The 21,726-nt window shown below is 64.7% G+C and carries 16 protein-coding genes, 4 pseudogenes and 1 riboswitch; of the genes and pseudogenes, 11 read left to right on the top strand and 9 right to left on the bottom strand.

Features of this window, described 5'->3' with window-relative positions; translation table 11 throughout:
• Positions 1 to 9: 9 nt before the first annotated feature.
• Positions 10 to 1,083: a type I restriction endonuclease gene (locus QP164_RS13830; RefSeq protein WP_333923515.1), complete on the top strand. Its 1,074-nt coding sequence runs from the start codon at positions 10 to 12 to the stop codon at positions 1,081 to 1,083.
• A gap of 474 nt (positions 1,084 to 1,557) precedes the next feature.
• Here QP164_RS13830 and QP164_RS13825 read toward each other — a convergent pair whose 3' ends face one another.
• Positions 1,558 to 3,387, bottom strand: a complete 1,830-nt coding sequence (locus QP164_RS13825) for an ABCB family ABC transporter ATP-binding protein/permease (RefSeq protein WP_333923514.1) — start codon at positions 3,385 to 3,387, stop codon at positions 1,558 to 1,560.
• A gap of 133 nt (positions 3,388 to 3,520) precedes the next feature.
• Here QP164_RS13825 and QP164_RS13820 point away from each other — a divergent pair, with 133 nt between their 5' ends.
• The gene (locus QP164_RS13820; protein ID WP_121886522.1) at positions 3,521 to 3,751 is read left to right on the top strand and encodes a hypothetical protein; all 231 of its coding nucleotides are present in this window, start codon (positions 3,521 to 3,523) and stop codon (positions 3,749 to 3,751) included.
• A gap of 72 nt (positions 3,752 to 3,823) precedes the next feature.
• Here QP164_RS13820 and QP164_RS13815 read toward each other — a convergent pair.
• The 4 genes and pseudogenes from QP164_RS13815 to crtY all read right to left on the bottom strand — a co-directional run bounded on the left by QP164_RS13815 (position 3,824) and on the right by crtY (position 8,374).
• Positions 3,824 to 4,771, bottom strand: a pseudogene (locus QP164_RS13815) (phytoene/squalene synthase family protein).
• A gap of 183 nt (positions 4,772 to 4,954) precedes the next feature.
• A complete protein-coding gene (locus QP164_RS13810; protein WP_333923513.1) occupies positions 4,955 to 5,536 on the bottom strand; it encodes a TIGR00730 family Rossman fold protein in 582 nt (193 codons plus the stop codon).
• A 197-nt stretch (positions 5,537 to 5,733) separates the two neighbouring features.
• Positions 5,734 to 7,161 (bottom strand): phytoene desaturase, encoded by a 1,428-nt coding sequence (locus QP164_RS13805; RefSeq protein WP_333924266.1) that lies wholly within the window; start codon positions 7,159 to 7,161, stop codon positions 5,734 to 5,736.
• On the bottom strand, positions 7,076 to 8,374 hold the full coding sequence (crtY, locus tag QP164_RS13800) for a lycopene beta-cyclase CrtY (protein WP_333923512.1): 1,299 nt from the start codon (positions 8,372 to 8,374) through the stop codon (positions 7,076 to 7,078). The genes QP164_RS13805 and crtY overlap by 86 nt, the downstream gene beginning before the upstream one ends.
• Before the next feature lie 214 nt (positions 8,375 to 8,588).
• Here crtY and QP164_RS13795 point away from each other — a divergent pair, with 214 nt between their 5' ends.
• On the top strand, positions 8,589 to 9,146 hold the full coding sequence (locus QP164_RS13795) for a GNAT family N-acetyltransferase (RefSeq protein WP_333923511.1): 558 nt from the start codon (positions 8,589 to 8,591) through the stop codon (positions 9,144 to 9,146).
• On the opposite strand, the gene QP164_RS13790 is transcribed toward QP164_RS13795, so the two are convergent.
• Positions 9,130 to 9,318 carry a hypothetical protein gene (locus QP164_RS13790; protein WP_132895730.1) on the bottom strand — a complete coding sequence of 63 codons (189 nt, stop codon included), beginning with the start codon at positions 9,316 to 9,318 and terminating at the stop codon, positions 9,130 to 9,132. The genes QP164_RS13795 and QP164_RS13790 overlap by 17 nt on opposite strands.
• A gap of 489 nt (positions 9,319 to 9,807) precedes the next feature.
• On the bottom strand, positions 9,808 to 10,218 hold the full coding sequence (locus tag QP164_RS13785) for a hypothetical protein (RefSeq protein WP_333923510.1): 411 nt from the start codon (positions 10,216 to 10,218) through the stop codon (positions 9,808 to 9,810).
• 481 nt (positions 10,219 to 10,699) lie between these two features.
• On the opposite strand from QP164_RS13785, the pseudogene QP164_RS13780 reads away from it, so the two are divergent.
• The 7 genes and pseudogenes from QP164_RS13780 (at position 10,700) to thiC (ending at position 18,786) form a co-directional block, all read left to right on the top strand.
• Positions 10,700 to 11,467 (top strand): annotated as a pseudogene (locus QP164_RS13780) (sterol desaturase family protein).
• Positions 11,421 to 11,822 (top strand): DUF2141 domain-containing protein, encoded by a 402-nt coding sequence (locus tag QP164_RS13775; protein WP_333923509.1) that lies wholly within the window; start codon positions 11,421 to 11,423, stop codon positions 11,820 to 11,822. Before QP164_RS13780 ends, QP164_RS13775 begins: the two are co-directional and overlap by 47 nt.
• Before the next feature lie 69 nt (positions 11,823 to 11,891).
• The gene (locus QP164_RS13770) at positions 11,892 to 12,755 is read left to right on the top strand and encodes a MipA/OmpV family protein (RefSeq protein ID WP_132734682.1); all 864 of its coding nucleotides are present in this window, start codon (positions 11,892 to 11,894) and stop codon (positions 12,753 to 12,755) included.
• Between the two features lie 492 nt (positions 12,756 to 13,247).
• Positions 13,248 to 14,270 carry a ferritin-like domain-containing protein gene (locus tag QP164_RS13765; RefSeq protein WP_333923508.1) on the top strand — a complete coding sequence of 341 codons (1,023 nt, stop codon included), beginning with the start codon at positions 13,248 to 13,250 and terminating at the stop codon, positions 14,268 to 14,270.
• Between the two features lie 52 nt (positions 14,271 to 14,322).
• On the top strand, positions 14,323 to 15,372 hold the full coding sequence (locus tag QP164_RS13760; RefSeq protein ID WP_333923507.1) for a ferritin-like domain-containing protein: 1,050 nt from the start codon (positions 14,323 to 14,325) through the stop codon (positions 15,370 to 15,372).
• An 81-nt stretch (positions 15,373 to 15,453) separates the two neighbouring features.
• The gene (locus QP164_RS13755; RefSeq protein ID WP_333923506.1) at positions 15,454 to 16,332 is read left to right on the top strand and encodes an outer membrane protein; all 879 of its coding nucleotides are present in this window, start codon (positions 15,454 to 15,456) and stop codon (positions 16,330 to 16,332) included.
• A 392-nt stretch (positions 16,333 to 16,724) separates the two neighbouring features.
• Positions 16,725 to 16,833, top strand: a riboswitch (TPP riboswitch).
• Positions 16,834 to 16,872: 39 nt separating this feature from the next.
• Positions 16,873 to 18,786 (top strand): phosphomethylpyrimidine synthase ThiC, encoded by a 1,914-nt coding sequence (gene thiC / locus QP164_RS13750; RefSeq protein WP_333923505.1) that lies wholly within the window; start codon positions 16,873 to 16,875, stop codon positions 18,784 to 18,786.
• 147 nt (positions 18,787 to 18,933) lie between these two features.
• Here thiC and dprA read toward each other — a convergent pair.
• Positions 18,934 to 20,024: pseudogene (gene dprA, locus QP164_RS13745) on the bottom strand (DNA-processing protein DprA).
• 6 nt (positions 20,025 to 20,030) lie between these two features.
• A pseudogene (gene plsY / locus QP164_RS13740) lies at positions 20,031 to 20,631 on the bottom strand (glycerol-3-phosphate 1-O-acyltransferase PlsY); the annotation flags it as partial.
• A 216-nt stretch (positions 20,632 to 20,847) separates the two neighbouring features.
• Between plsY and murI the strand changes: the two are divergent.
• The gene (murI, locus tag QP164_RS13735) at positions 20,848 to 21,636 is read left to right on the top strand and encodes a glutamate racemase (RefSeq protein WP_333923504.1); all 789 of its coding nucleotides are present in this window, start codon (positions 20,848 to 20,850) and stop codon (positions 21,634 to 21,636) included.
• Positions 21,637 to 21,726: the final 90 nt, after the last annotated feature.

Below are 21,726 nucleotides of genomic sequence, written 5' to 3'. Positions count from 1 at the left end.
GGGACGCGCATGGAACTGAACATCAGGCTGGCCGAACTGCAGAAGCGCACGATCGAACACCGCGAAGTCCTGCTGACCGAGGAGGCGGCGAAGACCGCGCTCGTCATGCCGTTCCTCCAGTCGCTCGGCTACGACGTCTTCAACCCGTCCGAGGTCGTGCCCGAATTCACTGCGGACGTCGGCACCAAGAAGGGCGAGAAGGTCGACTACGCGATCTGCGCCGGCGGGAAAGTGTCGATCCTGATCGAGTGCAAGCCGTCTTCGGTCCAGCTCAACGTCAACCACGCGGGCCAGCTGTTCCGCTATTTCAGCGTCACCGATGCGCGGCTAGCGGTGCTCACCAACGGCGTCGTCTACCAGTTCTACTCGGACATCGAGCGCCCGAACAAGATGGACGACAAGCCCTTCTTCACCTTCACGATGGACGCGATCAAGCCCGGCGACATCCGCACGCTCGAGAAGTTCACCAAGGCCGCATTCGACATCGACAAGATCGTCCAGGAGGCCGGCAACCTCAAGACGCAGTCGCTGATCCGCCTCGAACTGGAGAAGGAGTTCGCCGAGCCGTCGGACGAGTTCGTCCGGATGATGGCGCAGCGTGTCCATGGCGGCCGCCTGACACCGGCGATCAAGGACGGGTTCGCCAAGCTCCTCGCCCCCGCGATCGCCGCGCTGATCCGCGATTTCGTCAACGAACGGCTGTCATCGGCGCTGAAGGCATCGAGCCCGGTCGAGGACCTGCCGCCGGGCGCGTCCGACGACCCGTCCGACGGGGACGGCATCGTCACCACGCAGGAGGAAATCTCCGGCTTCCACATCATCCAGGCGATCGCCTCGCGCCTGGTCGACCCGAAACGCGTGATCGTCCGCGACGCGAAGTCGTATTGCGCGATCCTGCTGGACGACAACAATCGCAAGACCATCGCGCGGATGCACTTCAACGGGATTACCACCAAGTATCTCGGGTTGTTTGCCGGCAAGGACGAGACGCGACATTTACTGTCGGATTTGACGCACATCTACCAATATTCGGAAGCGATCGAGGCAAGGTTGCGCGAGTTAGACCCGTCCATTCCAGCGTAGCGAGCGCCCCTAGTCCCCGCTCTCTTCTGTTCCCCCGCGAAAGCGGGGCCCAGGACGAAGTAGCGCCATCGCCCGTGATTCCTAGCGGCCCGCGTTCGCGGGTGACCGGAAGGCCGCCTCGTACATCGCGACGCCCCCTTCGATGCTCCCCAGCACCCACTCCACCTCGGCGAAGGTCGGGGCCCAATTGGAAAGGTGGCAATGACAACGAGCTGCCATCCGTTAGCAACGTCCCCCAATTGGGCCCCGGCCTTCGCCGGGGTGGTGGATTGGGTGGATTCACACTCTCACTTCCGTGTTTCCCCGCGAAGGCGGGGACCCAGACTGTGCTCCTGCCTTCGCGGGAGAACACGGAAGGCTAAGCTGTCCTTCGACTGCATCCGGGTCTGTATTAAGGGGATGAGTGCCAAACACGTCTGACATCGCAAAGTCGATGGTGAGCGTTCATCATCAATGACGACGCACTGCCCGTGCCTACTCCGCCGCCAACGCCCCATCATCATCGCCAGCCCGCTCCTGCGCCTGCCGGTTCCACATCTCGGCATACACGCCGTCCTGCCGCAGCAGGTCCGCATGCGTCCCCTTCTCGACGATCCGCCCCGCCTCCAGCACGACGATCTGGTCCGCATGCACCACGGTCGACAGCCGGTGCGCGATCACGATCGTCGTCCGCCCGCGCTCGATCGCCTCCAGCGTGTCGAGGATTTCGGCCTCGGTCCGGCTATCCAGCGCCGACGTCGCCTCGTCGAGAATCAAAATCGGCGGGTTTTTCAACAGCGTCCGCGCAATCGCCACACGCTGTTTCTCGCCGCCCGACAGCTTCAACCCACGCTCGCCCACCCGCGTCTCATACCCGAGCGGCTGGCGCTCGATGAACCCCGCGATCGCCGCGCCCTTGGCGGCAATCTCGACCTCGGGCATTTCCGCACCCTCGCGGCCATAGGCGATATTGTACCCGATCGTGTCGTTGAACAGCACCGTATCCTGCGGCACGATCCCGATCGCAGCGCGCAAAGATGCCTGTCGAACCTCCGAAATGTCCTGCCCGTCGACGGTAATCCGCCCGCCCGTCAGGTCGTAGAACCGGTACAGCAACCGCGCGAGCGTCGACTTCCCCGCGCCCGACGGCCCGACCACCGCCAACGTCGACCCAGCCGGCACGTCCAGCTCGAGATCGCGCAAGATCGGCCGCCCCGCGTCATAGCCGAACGACACGCACTCGAACCGGACATGCCCCGCGTTCACCGCCAGCGCCGGCGCGCCCGGCGCATCGACGACCGTGGCCGGCGTATCGATCAGGTCGAACATCGCCGCCATGTCGAGCGCCCCCTGCCGGATCGTGCGATACACCATCCCCAACAGGTCGAGCGGCCGGAACAGCTGCGCCAGCAGCGTCGAGACGAACACCACGTCGCCCGCCGACGCCTCGCCGCGACTCCACCGCCACACGACGAACCCCATGCCGCCCGCCAGCATCACATTGGTGATCAGCGCCTGGCCGAGATTCAGCCACGCGAGCGAATTCTCGCTCTTCACTGCCGCCTCGGAATAGGCGGTGATCGCGCTGTCGTAGCGCCGCGCCTCGCGCTCCTCCGCGCCGAAATACTTCACCGTCTCGAAGTTCAGCAGCGAATCCACCGCATGCGCGACCGCGCCGGTATCGAGGTCGTTCATGCGTGCTCGCAAGGCGTTGCGCCAGTCGGTCACCATCCGCGTGAAGAGGATGTAGCCGACCACCATGACGACGGTCGCGACGACCAGCGGCCAGCCGAACTTGGTCCAGAACAGCCCGAGCACCAGCACGAGTTCGAACACGGTGGGCGCGATGTTGAACAGCAGGAAATACAGCATCGTGTCGATGCTCTTGGTGCCGCGCTCGACCACCTTCGTGACTGCACCTGTCCGCCGCGACAGATGGAAATCGAGGCTCAGCGCATGCAGATGGCGAAATACCTGCGCCGCCAGCCGCCGCGACGCGTCCTGCCCGACCCGCTCGAACACCGCGTTGCGCAGGTTATCGAACAACGTCGTCCCGAACCGCGACGCCGCGTAGCCGACCACCAGCAGCACGACCAAGGTCAGCGCCCCGCGATCGTTCCCCGCCATTCGGTCGACCGCATATTTCAGCGTGAACGCGGCGCCGAACACCTGGATCAGCTTCGACGCGATCACCAGCAGCATCGCAACGACGATCCGCGCCTTCAGCTTGGGCTGCCCCGCCGGCCACAGGAACGGCAGGAAGCGGCGGAGCGTCGGCAGCAACGGCTGGTCCGCGCGGGTGGAGGTGTAGGTATCAGGTGGCATGGATCGATGCGATGTAGGCGCAGTCAATCCCCGGCGAAAGCAGTTGGCGGAACAATCCTGCCACTTCGTCGCTTTTGGTATCGTGTCTGATGTCGGCCACGTTGCCTGTCACCGCGAGCCACTGGAGAATGAAATGGAACCGCTGTTCTACGTCATGGCCATCATGGGCTGCGGTGACGGCAACGTGAACTGCACCGAGGCGCGGGTCATTCCGGCGCGGTACGAGACAATGGCGCAGTGCCGCGCGGCGCTCCCCGATCAGCTGGCGCAGAATACCGATGTTCCGTACCCGATGATCGGCGCGAACTGCCGTGCGCAGGGCCAGTTGATGGCAAAGGCCGGCAAGGCTAAGTCGCAGGGCTAAACTGTTTCCCCGCGAAGGGGGGACCCAGACTGGACTCCCGCGTTCGCGGGAGAACAAGCTAGACGCCGGTAATCAGCGAGGCCGCGTCCACAGCCGGGCGTCTCGTACCGTACGTGGATACAGTTTTTCCCGCTGAGCCGCCTCCCGCGCCGCCGTTGCGATAAACCCCAGCTTCTGCATCCCCGACGTCGTCACCCGGTGATCCCACGCGTGCTCCCCCGAGCCGCCACGGTCCGCCCGATCGCCCCATAAATCCCCGCCGCCGACAACACCGCCCAGGCCGAGCGGAACGACAACGCCGGTGTCCCTTCCCGCGCGCTAGCCTCGAACGCCGCAGCCCGATCCGCCATTCGCTTCGTCAACAGCGCGAGCCGAGACCGAAACGGCGGCTTCATGTGCTGGCCCGGCGGAAAGTCCATCTCGACCAGCCACTCCTCGGGCACATAGCACCGCCCGACCCGGTCATCCTCCTCGACGTCGCGCGCGATATTGGCGAGCTGGAACGCCATCCCCAGGTCGCACGCGCGGTCGAGCGTATCCTCGTCCTCGGGATCGACGCCCATCGCAATCGCCATCATGCACCCGACGACGCCCGCGACATGGTAGCAATATTTGTAGAGGTCGTTCTCCGACCGCGGCCGCCACTCGCGCGCATCGAGCGCGAAGCCCTCGACGAGATCACGTGCGAACCGCTTCGGCAGCCGAGTCTCGGCCGCAAAGATCTCGCAGCGCATCGAACGCCGGCTCGCCGACCACTTCCCCCGCGAGAGCCTGCTCGGTCATCGCCGACAATTGCACTAATCGGGCCGGAGCATCCTCGACCACGGTCATCCCGTGCCCATGATCCTGCCCATCGGCGATATCGTCGCACCGCCGGCACCACGCATACAGCAGCCAGGCCCGCTCCCGCGTAGGCTTGTCGAACAAGAGGCTGGCGGCGGCAAAGCTCTTCGACCCGCGCGCGATCGACTCATGCGCGGTAGCCACAATCGCCTCGCGCGAGGGGACGGGGTGGGTCACGACCTACCCCCAGCGCTACCACCATTGCAGGCACCACCCCGGCGAAGGCCGGGGCCCAGTTGGGGGACATCAATTGGCTGGCGCTGCGCGTCGTTACTGCAACCTTCCCAACTGGGCCCCGGCCTTCTCCGGGGTGGCGGCGAACATTGGGATGGCGGCAGGTGATGGAGTGAGCCGTCAACCTCACAAATCCGACGCGTTCATCCGCACGATCGGCTGCGTCGGCACGTGGTCCGCCATCCGGTCGAGCAGCACATCCAGCGTATCCGCCACGATCAGCAGATCACGGTGTTGCGGCCGCAAAAACCCAACCTCGCCCATCTTCTCCCAGAACGCGATCAGGTGGTCGTAATACCCAGCGGTATTCAGCAATCCCACCGGATCCGCATGATAGCCAAGCTGCGCCCAGCTCAGCGCTTCCCACAGTTCGTCCATCGTCCCGGTCCCGCCCGGAATCGTCACGAACCCGTCGGAAAGATCCGTGAACATCTGCTTGCGCTGATGCATGCCGCTGACGACGTGCAACTCGGTCAGCCCCCGATGCGCAACCTCCGCATCGACCAGCGCCTGAGGAATAACCCCGATAACCTCGCCGCCGCCCTCCAGCGCGCCATCCGCGATCGCACCCATCAGCCCGGTCCGCCCGCCGCCATAAACCAGGCCAATCCCCCGCGCGGCAAACGCGCGTCCGAGCGCGCGAGCGCCTTCGATATAGGTGGGATCAGCCGGCGTCGCCGACCCGCAATACACAGCAAGTCTCTTCATCCCGCCTCGCTAGGGGAAGCGCGCACGGTGCTGCAAGGGAAGATTTTGTTCGCGCAGAGGCGCAGAGGCGCGGAGATGTAGCGCTTGTCGCGCAGCGACTGCCCAATCACCGTCGACGAACAGATAGTTGTGTCTGCCGACCGAAAAACCGGATGCAACAATCTCCGCGCCTCCGCGCCTCTGCGCGAACAAATTTCCTACTTCTCGCCGTCCAGCATCAACCGAGCCGTCGCCTTTGCACTCCCGACAACCCCAGGAATCCCAGCCCCCGGATGCGTCCCAGCCCCCACGAAGTACAAGTTCGGAATATGCTCGTCGCGGTTGTGCACCCGGAAATACGCGCTCTGCGTCAACACCGGCTCCAGCGAGAACGCGCTCCCCAGATGCGCATTCAAATCCTGCGCGAAATCCTTCGGCGCGTACGAGAATTTCGTCACGATCCGCTCGTGAATATCGGGGATCAACCGCCGCCCGATCTCGTCGAGGATGCGCTTCTCCAGAATCGGCGCGATCTCGTCCCAGTCGACCGGGAACTTTCCGAGATGCGGCACCGGCGCCAAGGCATAGAATGTCGAATGCCCCTCCGGCGCCAGCGACGGATCGGTCACGGTCGGATGATGCAGGTACAGCGAGAAATCTTCCGACAGCACGCCGTGATCGTAAATGTCCTCGAGCAGCCCCTTATAGCGCGGCCCGAACAGGATCATGTGGTGCGGAATGCCCGGCCACGTGCCCTTGATCCCGAAATGCACCACGAACAGCGACGGCGAATATTTCTTCCGCTCGAGCGACCCGGTTTTTCGCTTCGCACTCCGCGAGGTCGCCAGCAGGTCGCGATAGGTGTGCATGATGTCGCTGTTCGCGGCCACCGCATCCGCCTGACCCGACCAGCCGCTCGCCGTCGTCACGCCCGTCGCGCGATCCCCGAGCGTCTCGATCGACGTCACCGGATCGTCGAGCCGTAGCACGCCGCCCAGCCGCTCGAACTGAGTCACCAGCGCCGCCACCAGACGGTTGGTCCCGCCGCGTGCGAACCACACCCCGCCGTCGCGCTCCAGCTTGTGGATCAGCGCATAGATCGCGCTCGTCGTCATCGGATTGCCGCCGACCAGCAGCGTATGGAACGACAACGCCTCGCGCAATTTCTCCGACTTCACGAAGCTCGACACGATCGAATAGACCGAGCGCCAAGCCTGGTATTTCGCCAGCGCAGGCGCCGCCTTGATCATCGACCCGAAGTCGAGAAACGCGACATGGCCGAGCTTCTCATAGCCCTCGTGAAACACCCCGGCGGAGTAATCGAGGAACTTCAGATAGCCTTCCCAGTCGCCCGGATGCAGCCGCTCGATCTCCGACCGCATCAGCGTGTCGTCGTTGGTATAGTCGAAATTCGTCCCGTCGGGCCAGTTAAGCCGGTAGAACGGCAGCACCGGATCGAGCGTCACGTCCTCGCTCATGTCGCGCCCGGTCAGCGCCCACAGTTCGCGCAAACAATCCGGATCGGTGATCACGGTCGGCCCCGCATCGAAGGTGAACCCGTCACGCTCCCAGAAATACCCACGCCCGCCCGGCTTGTCGCGTGACTCGACGATCGTCGTCTGCACGCCCGCGGATTGCAGCCGGATCGCGAGCGCCAGCCCGCCAAACCCTGCGCCGATGACTATTGCGGTCTTCATGATGACATACTGCCTGCGATGGCGCGGACGGCGCGCACGATGGGGACGGGGGCTTGCCGGTCAGAACGCGCGCCTTGTCGGCAAGGGTCGAGCGTCCGGCGTAGAAACGGCCGATGAGCGAGGGGGAGAGGCGGTAGAAGCGCTCGAGGATGCGGTAGCGTTCCTCGGGCTCCGCCGCGCGGAACAACATCGTGTCGAGCATCCGGTAGAACCCGCGCGACTTCCACGTCGCGCGCGCCATCGCATGCGCCGCGTCGTGGAGTTTCGCTCCTGAGAAATCATTGCGCCCCGCCAGCATCGACGCGGTCCGCACCGCATCGGGCAGCGAATACCCGGTGGTCGGGTGGAACATCCCTGCGCGCATGCCAGCTTTGGCGACATGCGCGCCGCCCGAGCGCCAATAGGCCTCGAAATCGCCGCCCATCGCGACCGGCAGCACGCCGGACTCTTCGCGCACGACGTTGTCGACCGACCAGCCGCGCGCCGTAACATACGCGTCAATCCGATCGCCCAGCACCGGGATATCGAGATCGGGCGTGTCGCTATAATAGGTGTCCTCGACGAACATCCGGTCCGCGCTGAACGGCAGGCAATAGACGAAGCGATACCCGTCGATCTGCGGAATGGTCGCGTCCATCACCATTGGCTTTGGCGCCTCGTGCGGCGCGCTCAACGCGAGTTCGCGCCCAAGGAACTTCTGCCACGCCAGGTCGAGCAGCGACAGGTCGCCCGGCCCGCGCGCGTCGATCACGCCGGTGGCTTCGATCCGGTCGCCATCCGCCAGCACCACCGCGGTCGCGCTCGCGCCCGATACCTTCCGCCCGAGCATCAGCGCATGCGCAGGGAGCACCCGGCGGACCTCGCGGTCGAGCCGCTCGCTCTCGATCGAATAATAGGTCTCGTCGATCGTCCGCGCATGCGCTGGAAAGCGCACGTCGTAGCCCTGCCACGCATGCACCACGAGCGGGGCGACGATCCAGCGATCTCCTTGCGCCACGTCGCTGCCGAAGAACGACCACAGGTGATTGCCGCCAACGACCTGCGCGGAGTCGATCAGTCGTACGTCGAGCGCAGGATGCTTGGCCTTGAGCGCCAGCGCGATCATCCCGCCGGCCAAACCCGCGCCAACGATCGCGACGTCGCAGGAGATCGTCGATGCCATGCCTCCGACTAGCGCAAAGCGAGAGGCTCGAAAACAACCTTTGCAAACCAATCACCGCCGAAAACAACCTGCATCGTCGGGAGGGCGGGTGAGGGGGCTGACATATGATCCTCCCCCGGCGGGGAAGGATCGAAGGATTGCGGCGCCTTTGCCGTGAGAAAGGCGAGGGCAGGGGGTGTTCCCCTCAACCCACCAATGCCGCTAGCCTGCCTCCATGCGCACACTCACATCCGCCCCGACACTCACCACCGCCCGCCTGACCCTGACCGGCCACGCTGCCACCGACCTCGAAGACTGCGCGGCGATGTGGGCCGATCCGCGCGTCTTCGCGATGATCGGCGGCCAGCCACGATCGCGCGAAGACGTCTGGATTCGTCTCCTGCGCGCGATCGGCCAATGGACGCTGTTCGGTTATGGCAGCTGGGTCGCGCGCGACGCCGCCGGCCGCCTGATCGGCGAACTCGGCCTGATGGAAGCGCGACGGGCGATTGAACCCCCAATCGACGCGACTCCCGAAGTCGGCTGGACCCTCACCGGCGATGCGCAAGGTCAGGGCTACGCCTCCGAAGCGCTCGCCGCGATCCTCGCCTGGACCGACGCGCGTATCCCCGCGACGACCTGCATCATCGACCCCGCCAACGCTCCCTCGATCCGTCTCGCCGAACGGCTAGGCTATCGCCTGCGCACGCAAGGCACGTACCGCGATGCGCCGATCCTTATCTTCGACCGCACCGCGCGCCGAGAGGATCCCGCGATCAGCGCTGCGCAGTGACGACCGGTTTCTGCACCGAGGCGATCGGCATCGGATCGCCCGCGCGGTCGTAGAACGCCATCAACACCAGCCCCAGGGCCAGGATGCCGCCTGATATTACGTAGATCAGCCCCTTCTTGTTATTGCCCGTATCCAGGTCGGTATCCCCGCGCGCAGCGCTGTGGTTTGCCATGCATCACTCTCCGAATAGGCAGGTCATCCTGCTCTGACACGAAGGCTATCACGATTCCGCGCACTGCATAGAGCCTATTGCAACGGCTAGGGGGCCGCCGGGACAATGTACCAAGCCTCGGCACCCGCGGTAGGCAGGGTATGTCGAAATGCAGGCGGCCCCAGAGGAACTTGCCCGGACGAACCAGGCGAGCATGTCCTCTACGTATCCCGGTTGCGGATCTCGGTCCCAGACGCGCCTCGCCGTCACCACCCCTGTCATGGATTGACGGCATACCTGCCCCCAACCGCCGAATGCGTCGGAAGGGTCGATGTGCGCCTCGAGACTATGTAAACTGACGGAAACCGACGTTTATAAGTATGGATGGCGGGTAGCAATGTCTCTGGCCGTTACCGCCCATGACACCCGCTCGGAATTTGCCGCATACAGATCGGTCATGACCGACGTATGCCACAACGCATTTCGAACGGGTGCCACGACACCGCGGGCTTAGTTGGCCGTAACCGTAAAGAACGGATCATAGGAATATGTCTTGCCCGACATCGAAATGTTCAGGCTGTACTGGTATTTTGCAGATGCCGTCCCCTCATTGATGACGCATGTCCAGTAACCGACGCCCGCAGGCGTTTTCTGCTGTTCGAGATTCTGGAAGATTCCGTCGTTGACGCACTGTCCGGTGAACCCGGTGATCGCGATATTGTCGCTCGGATTGATCGGGTAAATCGTCCAGACGGGTACGTCGCCCGCGTCGCACGGCGTGTTCAATTCGTTCCCTGCTTCGGCCGTACCCTCATACCCGGTCGTATCGATCATATATAACCCCTGGGTTATAGTCGTTCCGCTCGCAGTGGACTGTGCAGTTTCGACGTCGACGGCAATCATGATGTTGATCGTGGACATGCTTCATCTCCTAAGCTTCTTGTTAGAAGATAATAGATCAGCATCAATTACAACTCTAATCAAATGTACGGTCTATGTTCAATTCGGACGATGTTGTTAGATATCTACGTAAACTGGAAAGGTGACTACTGAATAAATGGAATCTATTTTAAACAATTAATAATTAATAAAATAGTTAGTCTTATTAACATGTACTTCGGCGCCAGAATAAGTCTTTTGATCACCAGGCTTTAACCGGCGCTACGCTGGCCGGTGCTAGCGGGGTATGCGGATGGCGCGCTTCGGAACACTATTGTTCCATCGCCGATACGCTATGACGGCCCCCTAAAAACCGATCGGTATCGGTTCGATTCGGTGGCTCGGTCCGTTCCGGCAATATCGACTCCGATCAATGGCCCCCAGCCGGTTATGCCATTACCCAAAACCCCGAATTCCCGTATAAGCCCTCATAAGGCTCGCCATCGTCCTCTCCGCGATCGCGATGACCGCGATCGTCGGCATTCGGTATCTCATCGTCTCCGGCGCGTTCGCCGCCGCGACGCGCGCGCGTCATCCCGGGCTATATCGCGGGTCTCGATGCGCAGATGCGGCGCGAGATCTGGTGGAGCATCGCCTCGGCGGCAATATACGGCGTGCCCGCAGGGATCGTCGCCTGGGGCTGGCAGGATCGCGGCTGGACGCAGATCTACACCGACGTCCACGCCTACCCGCTCTGGTATCTGCCGGTCTCCGTGCTTGCCTTCCTGTTCGCGCACGACACCTGGTTCTACTGGACGCATCGCTGGATGCATCGGCCGAAGCCGTTCAAGCTCGCGCACGCGGTGCATCACGCCAGCCGCCCGCCGACCGCATGGGCGGCGATGGCGTTCCACCCGATCAGGCAATCACCGGTGCTGTGATAATTCCGCTACTGGTGTTCCTAATTCCGATCAATGTCGGCGCTCTGGGTCTGGTACTGACGATCATGACCGTTATGGGGGTAACCAATCACATGGGGTGGGAGGTTTTCCCCCGGTTCATGTGGCGGGGCGCACTGGGCGGCTGGCTGATCACGGCGAGCCATCATCAGCGCCATCACGAACAATACGGGTGCAACTATGGCCTCTATTTCCGCTTTTGGGATCGGCTCTGCGGCACCGACAAGGGACTCGGCGACTTCACCAAGGCGCACGCGAAGGCTGCCGCTCGTAGTAGCGGGCACGTTGGCATGGCTGACGCTGGCAGCGGCGGCTCCCGTCACGCGGCTTGACGTCGAGATCGACAATCTCCGCTCGGCAAAGGGCATGATCCGGATCTGCCTCACCGCCGACCCGGACAATTTCCCCGCCTGCGTCGACGATGCCAATGCGCTGACCCGGTCGATCCCGGCAAGCGTCCATACCACCAGCTTTCCCGGCCTGCCGCAGCGCGGCTATGCGCTCGCGGTCATCCACGACGAGAACAGCAACGCGAAGCTCGATACGATCGCGGGGATCCCGCGCGAAGGCTATGGATTCTCGCGCAATGCCGCCGTCCGCTTCGGTCCGCCGCGCTTTTCGGCGGCCCGGTTCATGGTTGCCGGTGATGCCGAAATGCAACAGGTGAAAATGCGTTACATCTTCTGACCGATCGTAACGGACCGAAAACGAAGGCGCTGCGTTTTGCGCTGGAACCTTTTTGTCCGGAGCATTTCCTTGCGCGCATTCTCTTTCTTCACGTCTGCCGCAATCGCGGTGCTTGGCATCGCCACGCCCGCCTTCGCCCAGACCGACCCGAACCCGTCGCCGACGATCACCGATCCCAAGGACAATAACCGCGTCACGGTCGCGCTCGGCGTGGTGTCGATGCCCGATTACGAAGGTGCGGACAGCAATTCCTTCACCCCCGCCGGCGCCTTCGTCGGCACGGTGCGCGGGCATGACTTCTTCCTCCGCGGCACGCAGCTCTATTTCAACCTGATCCCGAACACGGGTGAGGTCGGCACCAATTTCGAGCTGGGCGTGATCGGTGGCGTCCGCCGCGACCGCACCGGCGATATCGACAACCGTCAGGTCCGCGCGCTCGGCAAGATCGATACCGCCTATGAACTGGGTGGCTATGTCGGCGTCGCCCGGACCGGCGTCATCACCAGCGACTATGATACGCTCACCGCGCGTGTCGCCTATGTTCATGACGTCTCGGGCACCTATGACAGCTACGTCATCACGCCGCAGGTGAATTACACCACACCGCTGTCGGTTCGTACGCTCGTCTCGCTCGGCGTCGCCGCGGATTACGCCGGCAAGGGCTTCGGCCGGACCTATGCGGCGGTGACGCCGATCGGTACGCTCGCCAGCGGCCTGCGGACTTATGACGTCAACGACAGTGGCTTCCGCCGCGTCAACGCATCGCTGTTCGTGGTGCAGAGCCTGTCGGGCGATCTCCGCCACGGTTTCGGCGTCGGTGCCGGCGTGCTCTACGGCCGCATGGTCGGCAAGTACAAGGATACCCCGATCGTCGCCGACGTGGGCAGCGCGGACCAGTGGCTCTACGCGCTGGGGCTGACCTACACCTTCTGATCTGAGGCCGGCTGATCCGAGGCTGGCCGATCCGAGGCCGGCCCAAATGATACTGGGCAAACTTCGAGACCCATCGATCCTCCCCCTGGCGGGGGAGGATCGATGGGTCTCGAACGTCCACATTCCAGCACATCGTGTCCGAGCGGCTTCCGGAAGCGCCAACCCCAAGCGTCACTCCGCCACGCTGACCAACCAAGCGTGCGAACTGCCCAGCCGGAGCTTCTGAAGCTCCCGCAACCCACCCCCCCGAGCGACTCGCAAGATCACCCCGCCGCCGCTCCACCACGTCTGAAATTTATTTCACAACATTGCCGTTAAGGCTGCGTCCATTTCCCGCTTGCGTCCGTTCCTCAAGCTGGACGGCATCATTATGCCCGCAATAGAGCGCGTTACGAGTTGGGCCTTGGCGACAGGGTGTTACTCTCATCGGTCCGGATTGTTCGATTGTTTCAATAACTCCGACGTCTGCAACTACAAGGGGAGGACCCTGATATGACCGAGAGCGTGCACCTAATCGAAGCCCTCGATGCGCGAGTTGAACGGCGCAGCGAGCGGCGTGAATTCTTCAAGACTGCGCTTGGCGCCGCTGCGGTCACCGCGGCTGGTGCGACCGCATTGTCCTTTTCCAGCTCGGCGGCGGCACAGACCATCACCGACGCGGACGTCCTGAATTTCGCGCTCAACCTCGAATATCTCGAGGCGCAATTCTATTCCTACGCCGCCTATGGCACCGGCCTCGACAACAGCCTGCTCTCGGGCATCGGCACGCAAGGTGCCGTCCGCGGCGGTCGCCAGGTCAACTTCACCGATCCGATCGTGCGCCAGTACGCGCGTGAGATCGCCCAGGACGAGATCGCCCACGTCAAGTTCCTCCGCACCGCACTCGGCACCTCCGCCGCCGTCGCGCAGCCGGTGATCGACGTCAGCGTCTCGCCGACCAGCGCGTTCTCGGTCGCGGCACAGGCTGCCGGCCTCGTCCCCGCCGGCACCGCGTTCGATCCCTATGCCTCGGACGAGGCATTCCTGCTCGGCGCGTTCATCTTCGAAGACGTCGGTGTGACCGCCTACAAGGGCGCCGCGCCGCTGCTGACCAGCAAGGCGTATCTCGAGGCCGCCGCCGGCCTGCTCGCGGTCGAGGCGTATCATGCCGCGATCGTCCGTACGACGCTGTACGGCAAGGGCATCGCGACGCCGTCGCTGCGCACGTCCGCAGATGCCATTTCAAAGGCGCGCGACAGCCTCGACGGCGGTGGTGCGAACACGACGATCTTCGGCACCAACGACATCGACCAGGGTATCTCGTCGTACAGCGCGACGCCGATCAACCTCGCCACCACGCAGGCGGCGGTGACCGTGTCGAACATCGTTCCGCTCGACAGCAACGGCGTCGCCTACAGCCGCTCGGCCAGCCAGGTGCTCAACATCGTCTATCTCAACAGCGGTGCAGCGTCGGCAGGCGGGTTCTACCCGAACGGCATGAACGGCAACATCAAGACGAGCACCGCGGCAGCCTGATCTCAATCGGCCTCGCCCAACGCTCTTCTTCGCTATTCAGGGGATTAACCCAATGACCGATTTCAATACCAAGCTGGAAATATTCGACGCGATCGCCAGCCGTCGCAACGAGCGCCGCAGCTTCCTCCGCTTCGCCGGCGGTTCGGCTCTCGCCATCGGTGGTGCAAGCCTGCTCTCGGCATGCGGCAACGACGATTCCGATCTCGCCCCGGCGCCGACCCCCACGCCGACCCCGGCGGCGGCGCTCAACGATGCCGACGTGCTCAACGTCGCGCTGAACCTCGAATATCTCGAAGCGCAGTTCTACGCGTTCGCGGCATTCGGCGTCGGCCTGAACGCCAGCCTGCTGACCGGCATCGGTACGCAGGGTGCGGTCACCGGCGGCGCACAGGTCCCGTTCCAGGATGCCGTGGTGCGTGAATATGCGCGCGAAATCGCGATCGACGAAGTCGCGCACGTCGCCTTCCTGCGCTCGGCGCTCGGCACTGCCGCCGTTGCCCAGCCTGCGATCGACATCTCGGTCGGCACGGCCGCCGCACCGGGCGCGTTCACGGCGGCCGCCCGCGCGGCCGGCGTCATTGGCGCAACGGGCGTGTTCAACCCCTATGCCGACGACAACAGCTTCCTGCTCGGCGCGTACATCTTCGAGGACGTCGGCGTGTCGGCCTACAAGGGCGCAGCACCGCTGATCGCCAACAAGACCTATCTCGAGGCGGCCGCCGGCATCCTCGCGGCAGAGGCGTATCACGCAGGGCTGATCCGCACGATCCTGTACCGCAAGGGTCTGCAGACGCCGAACCCGATTCCGTCGCTCATCACTGCCGCCAACCAGATCAGCGACGCGCGCGACAGCCTCGACGGCACCGTCACCAACACGACGACGGGCGTGATCGGCGACGACGATCAGGGCATCACCGGGTCGGATCCGACGATCTCGAACATCGTGCCGACCGACGCCAACGGCCTCGCCTACAGCCGCTCGGTCGCTCAGGTGCACAACATCGTCTACCTGACGCCCACTGCGAAGATCGGTGGCGGCTTCTTCCCCAACGGGACCAACAACCGCCTCGATTCGCTGCGCACGAGCGGCGCCAACGCGTGATCGTCGTCACGAACTGAAACAGGAAAATCCGGGTCGCGGCGCTCATCGGGAGCGTCGCGGCCCCTCGTTTGGGGAACGACCATGACCAACTTCACGAAGCTCACCATGCTCGCCGGCCTCGCCGCCGCGGGCATTTTTGCCGTTCCGGCCGCCGCGCAGGACATGACCACCGACCGCGACAGCAAGCCGTTCTCGGGCGTCTATATCGGCGCCGCCGGCGGCTATGACGTCCAGGGCAACGACATCGGCTCGTCGATCCTGTTCGATCGCAACAACGACGGCAATTTCAGCGACAGCGTCAACACCATCACCGGCGCCAACGCCTTCTCGCCGGGCTTCTGCAACGGCTCGGCCCGCACCGCGGTGCCCGCCTATGGTTGCCGCAACGACGATGACGGCTGGTCGTATTACGGCCGCGCAGGCTTCGACGTGCAGCGCGGTCCGTTCGTGGTCGGCATCGTCGGCGAATTCGGCAAGTCCGAGATCACCGACAGCGTCGCCGCCTTTTCGACCACGCCCGCCAGCTACACGATGGCGCGCAAGCTGAAGTGGGAAGGGTCGGCGCGCCTCCGCGCCGGTCTCGCCGCGCGCAACACGCTGTTCTACGCCACCGGCGGCGCCGGCTATGCCAAGATCGACAATCTGTTCTTCACCACCAACACCGCCAACGCGTTCGCAGCCACCGGCTCGGACAAGCGCTGGGGTTATGTCGGCGGCGGCGGCATCGAGCAGAAGCTGACCAAGAACATCTCGATCGGCATGGAATACACCTACCACCAGTACAAGGACGACGACGCCCGCGTCCTCGTCACGGCTGGCAGCGCGATCACCGGCAGCCCGGTTCTGCTCGCGAACAACCCGTTCGTGCTCGCCCCCAACACCGCGGGCACCACCTTCCGCCGCAGCGACGAGAATTTCCGCTGGCACTCGCTGCGTGGGACGGTGAGCTTCCGGTTCTAAGGCGCAGGGCGGCTTGCGCCGACCCGGCGCAAGACTCGCCCAAGCCCGGCCAGCGCAGCAAAGCACGCCACAAGGCGTAGCTTAGCTACGACTGACGGCGCGCGGAGTTAGATGAAAGGCCGTTGCCCCAACCAGGGCAGCGGCCTTTTCTCGTTAAGGGACCCCCACCCCAACAACAAACACCACCCCGGCGAAGGCCGGGGCCCAGTTGGAAAGGTGGCTATAATGGAGCACATCGCGTCGTTAGCGCCGTCCCCCACCTGGGCCCCGGCCTCCGCCGGGGTGGTGAACTTTCGATCGGCAGGATGCCCAACCGAATCCCAGGCGCACGTCCCCCGCACACCCCAAGCCACCAATTTCCCCATTGCACCCCAACCACATCGCCCTATGCTCGCCCCACCCCGGGGAGCGCTTATCCGCGCTTGAGAGGAAGGCAGGAGCCTTCGACCCGCTGAACCTGATCCGGTTGATACCGGCGGAGGGAGGGAGCGGTCGCCACAGAACCGCAATCCTTGCTCCGATACCCTTAGGAGCAAGCGCATGGCTGATTACGAAGCAGGCACCCCGACAGCAGACATCGGCGTCACCACCGGCCCGATCCGAGGCTCGCGGAAGATCCACGTCGCGGTCCCCTCCAGCCCAGACGTCCGCGTCGCCATGCGCGAGATCGTCCTCGACCCGTCGTGCAGCGAGCCGCCCTTGCGCGTCTACGACACCAGCGGCCCCTACACCGACCCACGCGCGACGATCGACATCAACGCCGGCCTCCCCCAACTCCGCCGCGCCTGGATCGAAGCTAGAGGCGACGTGGAATCCTACGAAGCCCGAGAACTCCGCCCCGAAGACAATGGCCAACTCGGCCCAGACCGCTCAGGCGGCGTCCCCCAATTCCCCGGCAGCATCAAGCGGCCCTTGCGTGCGAAGGCAGGCCAGAACGTCAGCCAGATGCACTACGCCCGCCGCGGCATCATCACCCCCGAAATGGAATACGTCGCCACCCGCGAGAACCTCGGCCGCGCGATGCTGAAGGACTACAAGCGAGACGGCGAAAGCTTCGGCGCGCAGATCCCCGACTTCGTAACCCCCGACTTCGTCCGCGACGAGATCGCCCGCGGCCGCGCGATCATCCCCAACAACATCAACCATCCCGAATCCGAACCGATGGCGATCGGCCGCAACTTCCTCGTCAAGATCAACGCCAACATCGGCAACTCCGCGGTCGCCAGCAACGTCGCCGCCGAAGTCGACAAGCTCGTCTGGTCGATCCGCTGGGGCGCCGACACGGTGATGGACCTCAGCACCGGCCGCAACATCCACGACATTCGCGAATGGATACTCCGCAACTCGCCCGTCCCGATCGGCACCGTCCCGATCTACCAGGCGCTCGAAAAGGTCGGCGGCGTCGCCGAGGACCTCACCTGGGAGATCTTCCGCGACACGCTCATCGAGCAGGCCGAACAGGGCGTCGATTACTTCACGATCCACGCCGGCGTGCGCCTCGCCTACATCCCGATGACCGCGAAACGCGTCACCGGCATCGTCTCGCGCGGCGGCTCGATCATGGCGAAATGGTGCCTCAGCCACCACAAGGAGAGCTTCCTCTACGAGCGCTTCGACGAGATCACCGAGATCATGAAGGCGTACGACATCGCCTACAGCCTCGGCGACGGCCTGCGCCCCGGCAGCATCGCCGACGCCAACGACGAAGCGCAGTTCAGTGAACTCTACACGCTAGGCGAACTTACGCATCGAGCATGGCAGAGCGACGTCCAGGTCATGATCGAAGGCCCCGGCCACGTGCCGATGCACAAGATCAAGGAGAACATGGACAAGCAACTCGAAGTCTGCGGCGAAGCGCCGTTCTACACGCTAGGGCCGCTCACCACGGACATAGCCCCCGGCTACGACCACATCACCAGCGGCATCGGCGCCGCGATGATCGGCTGGTACGGCACCGCGATGCTCTGCTACGTCACGCCGAAGGAGCATCTGGGCTTGCCGGATCGCGACGACGTGAAGGTCGGCGTGGTCACGTACAAGCTGGCCGCCCACGCGGCGGATCTGGCGAAGGGGCATCCGGCGGCGCAGATGCGCGACGATGCGCTGTCACGTGCGCGCTTCGAGTTTCGCTGGCGCGATCAGTTCAACCTGTCGCTCGATCCTGACACGGCGGAGTCGTATCACGACCAGACGTTGCCGGCGGAAGGCGCCAAGACAGCGCATTTCTGCTCGATGTGCGGGCCGAAATTCTGCTCGATGAAGATCACGCAGGAGGTCCGCGACTTTGCCGCCAAGCAGAACGCGCCGGCGGATACGTTCCTCGCGGCGGACGTCGATGCGGGGGATGCCGAGCGGGCGATCTTCGCGACCGGCAGCGACGCGGAGAAGGGCATGGCCGACATGAGCGAGAAATTCCGCGCAAAAGGCAGCGAGATCTATCTGCCGGCGGAGTGATCGGAGACTATGCGATCCTCCCCCGCTAGGGGAGGTGGCGCGAAGCGACGGAGGGGAGGACACGGAACTGACGTGGTCGTTGACCTCCCCCTCCGTCTGGCAAGCGCCAGCCACCTCCACCTGGCGGGGGAGGATCAGTCTTAGCGATCAGGTCAGGCTGGCGCGGCCGCCGGCGTGGCGGTCGAGGCGGCCGGCAAGTTCGAGTTCCAATAGCACCGTGTGGACGACTGCGGGGCTTAGGCGCGACTGGCGGATGAGTTCGTCGATCGCGACGGGGACGGGGCCGAGCAGGTCGGTGATCCTGCGGCGGTCGGTGTCGCTCGCGTCTTCGGCGGGGAGCTTGCATAGGCGTCGATCGGCGAGCGGACCGAGCGCGGGTCGAACGGGCGGATCTGCTCGAGGATATCGGCCGCCGATTGCACCAGCGTGGCGCCTTCGCGAATGAGCAGGTTGCAGCCCTGCGCGCGGGGATCGAGCGGGCTGCCGGGGACGGCCATGACTTCGCGGCCGGATTCGTTGGCGAGCCTCGCGGTGATCAGCGAGCCGGATTTGGGGACCGCCTCGACCACCACCGTGCCAATCGCGAGGCCGGCGATGATGCGGTTGCGCGAGGGGAAATTGCGCGCCTTGGGCTCGGTGCCGGGGGGCTGTTCGGCAAGCAGCAGGCCTTCGGTGGCGATGCGCTCCTGCAACGCGGTGTTGTCGGACGGGTAGGCGATGTCGATACCGCTGGCGATCACGCCGATCGTGGCACCGCTGGAGCCTCCGCCTAGCGCGCCGATGTGCGCGGCGGTGTCTATGCCGCGGGCGAGGCCGGAGACCACGGTGGTGCCTTCCTCTGCGAGTTGCAGCGCGAGCTGGCGGGCGAAGCGGCAGGCGGCGGCGGAGGCGTTGCGTGCGCCGACCATTGCGATGCAGGGGCGGCTGGCGTGGGCGATGTCGCCGCGGAAGATGAGGGCCGGCGGGGCCGTCTCGATCTCGGCGAGCAGGCGGGGATAGTCGGGGTCGTCAAGGAAAAGGTAGCGCGCGCCGAGCTTGGCGGTGGCGGTCATTTCGCGTTCGGCGAGCGCAGCGTCTGCGATTTTCGGCGCGCGTCCGCCACCGCGCTGGGCGAGCATGGGGAGCGCTTCGATGGCGGCGTCGGCGCTGCCGAAGCGGGCAATGAGCTGGCGATAGGTAACCGGTCCGATCCCGGTCGTGCGGATGAGCCGAAGTCTTGAGACCGTCGGGTCAGTCACTCTTTTCCGGCTGGACCCGATGCGCGGTTCGGTGCCGGAGAACAGGCGTTCGATGTTTTCGCGGTGCTTCCACAGCACGATCAGCGCGAGCGCGAGGAGCAGCAGGACGAGGTCGAAGCGACCGAACAGCGCGGCGGCGAACGGCGCGCTGAGCGCGGCCGCCATGCCGGCGACCGAGGAGATCTCGCAGGCCTGCGAGCAGGCCGAGCCAGACGACCGCATAGACCAGTCCGAGCGGCCAGTGGAGCGCGACGACGATACCCATGAGCGTCGCGACGCCCTTGCCGCCCTTGAACTTCAGCCAGACCGGGTAGCAGTGGCCGATAAATGCGCCGGCCGCTGCCAAGAGTGCGTTGCCGGGGAACAGGTGTGCGACCAGCAGCACGGCGACCGCGCCCTTGGCCATGTCGAGCAGCAGCGTGGCAGCGGCGAGGCCCTTGCGTCCGGTGCGAAGGACGTTGGTCGCGCCGATGTTGCCCGAGCCGATCGTCCGCAGATCACCTGCGCCGCCGAGCCGCGTCAGGATGACGCCGAACGGGATCGAGCCGAGCAGGTAGCTGAGCACGAGTGATAGCGTGGGCGCGACCCAGAGAATTTCCGTCTGCAAGTATGTCCCCCGTTCCGAGGGCGCTTATAAACGACGCGGGGCTGACGGCAAATGGCGTCGAGTGGGTGCCGACCTCACAGCACCTCCCGTCATCCTGACGAAAGTCAGGACCCAGAGCCATGGAGGACAACGCTTGTAACCCTGGGTCCTGACTTTCGTCAGGATGGCGGGGGAAGGCTCTGGTTTGCCTAAGGCGTTCCGTCCTAAGGCGCATGGATGGACACGCGCCCCATCCTGTTCTTCGATTCCGGTGTCGGCGGGTTGTCGATCGTCGGGCCCGCGCGCGGGGCGCTCCCCGATGCGCCGTTCGTCTACGCCGCCGACTCGGCCGGGTTTCCCTACGGCACGAAGAGCGAGGCGGAGATCGCCGCCCGCGTGCCGGTGTTGCTGGGGCGGTTGGCGGAGCGGTATCGGCCGCGGTTGATCGTGATCGCGTGCAACACCGCCTCGACGATCGCGCTGCCGGTAGTGCGCGCGGCGCTCGACCTGCCGGTGGTCGGGACGGTACCGGCGATCAAGCCCGCTGCCGCGCTGTCGGTTACGCGGACGATCGGCGTGCTGGGGACCGAGGCGACCGTGAGGCAGGCGTATGTCGATGATCTGGCTGCGAGGTTTGCGGGCGATTGCACGGTGCTCCGCTACGGGTCGGCGGCTTTGGTCGAGATGGCGGAGGCCAAGTTGCACGGGCGAGCGGTGGCGCCTGACCGCTATGCGGCGGTGCTCGACGGGCTGTTCTCGCAACCCGGCGGGGAGCGAATCGACGTGATCGTCAACGCCTGCACGCATTTCCCGCTGGTCGAGGCGGAGCTGGCCATGGCGGCACCCGGTGTGCGGTTCGTCGACGGTGGTCCCGGGATCGCGCGGCGGATCGTTCACCTGATGCAGGGCGAATCATGGTCGGGCGCGGGCGAGGGCATCGCCGTCTTTACCCGGTTGGGTGACGAGGAGCGGGCGCTGGCACCTGCCCTAGCGGCGCGAGGATTTGCGCGGATCGAGCAGCTTTAGGCGTTAACCTGGGACAATGTGGCACCTTGCTTCGCGGGCGCATCGTGGCAATGTGCACCCCGGATGAGGAAAGCGATCACCGTAAGAGCG

The sequence above is a fragment of the Sphingomonas sp. LR59 genome, assembly GCF_036855945.1.
In the GTDB taxonomy this organism is placed as follows: Bacteria; Pseudomonadota; Alphaproteobacteria; order Sphingomonadales; family Sphingomonadaceae; genus Sphingomonas.
This window is presented reverse-complemented; position numbering and strand designations above follow the sequence as displayed.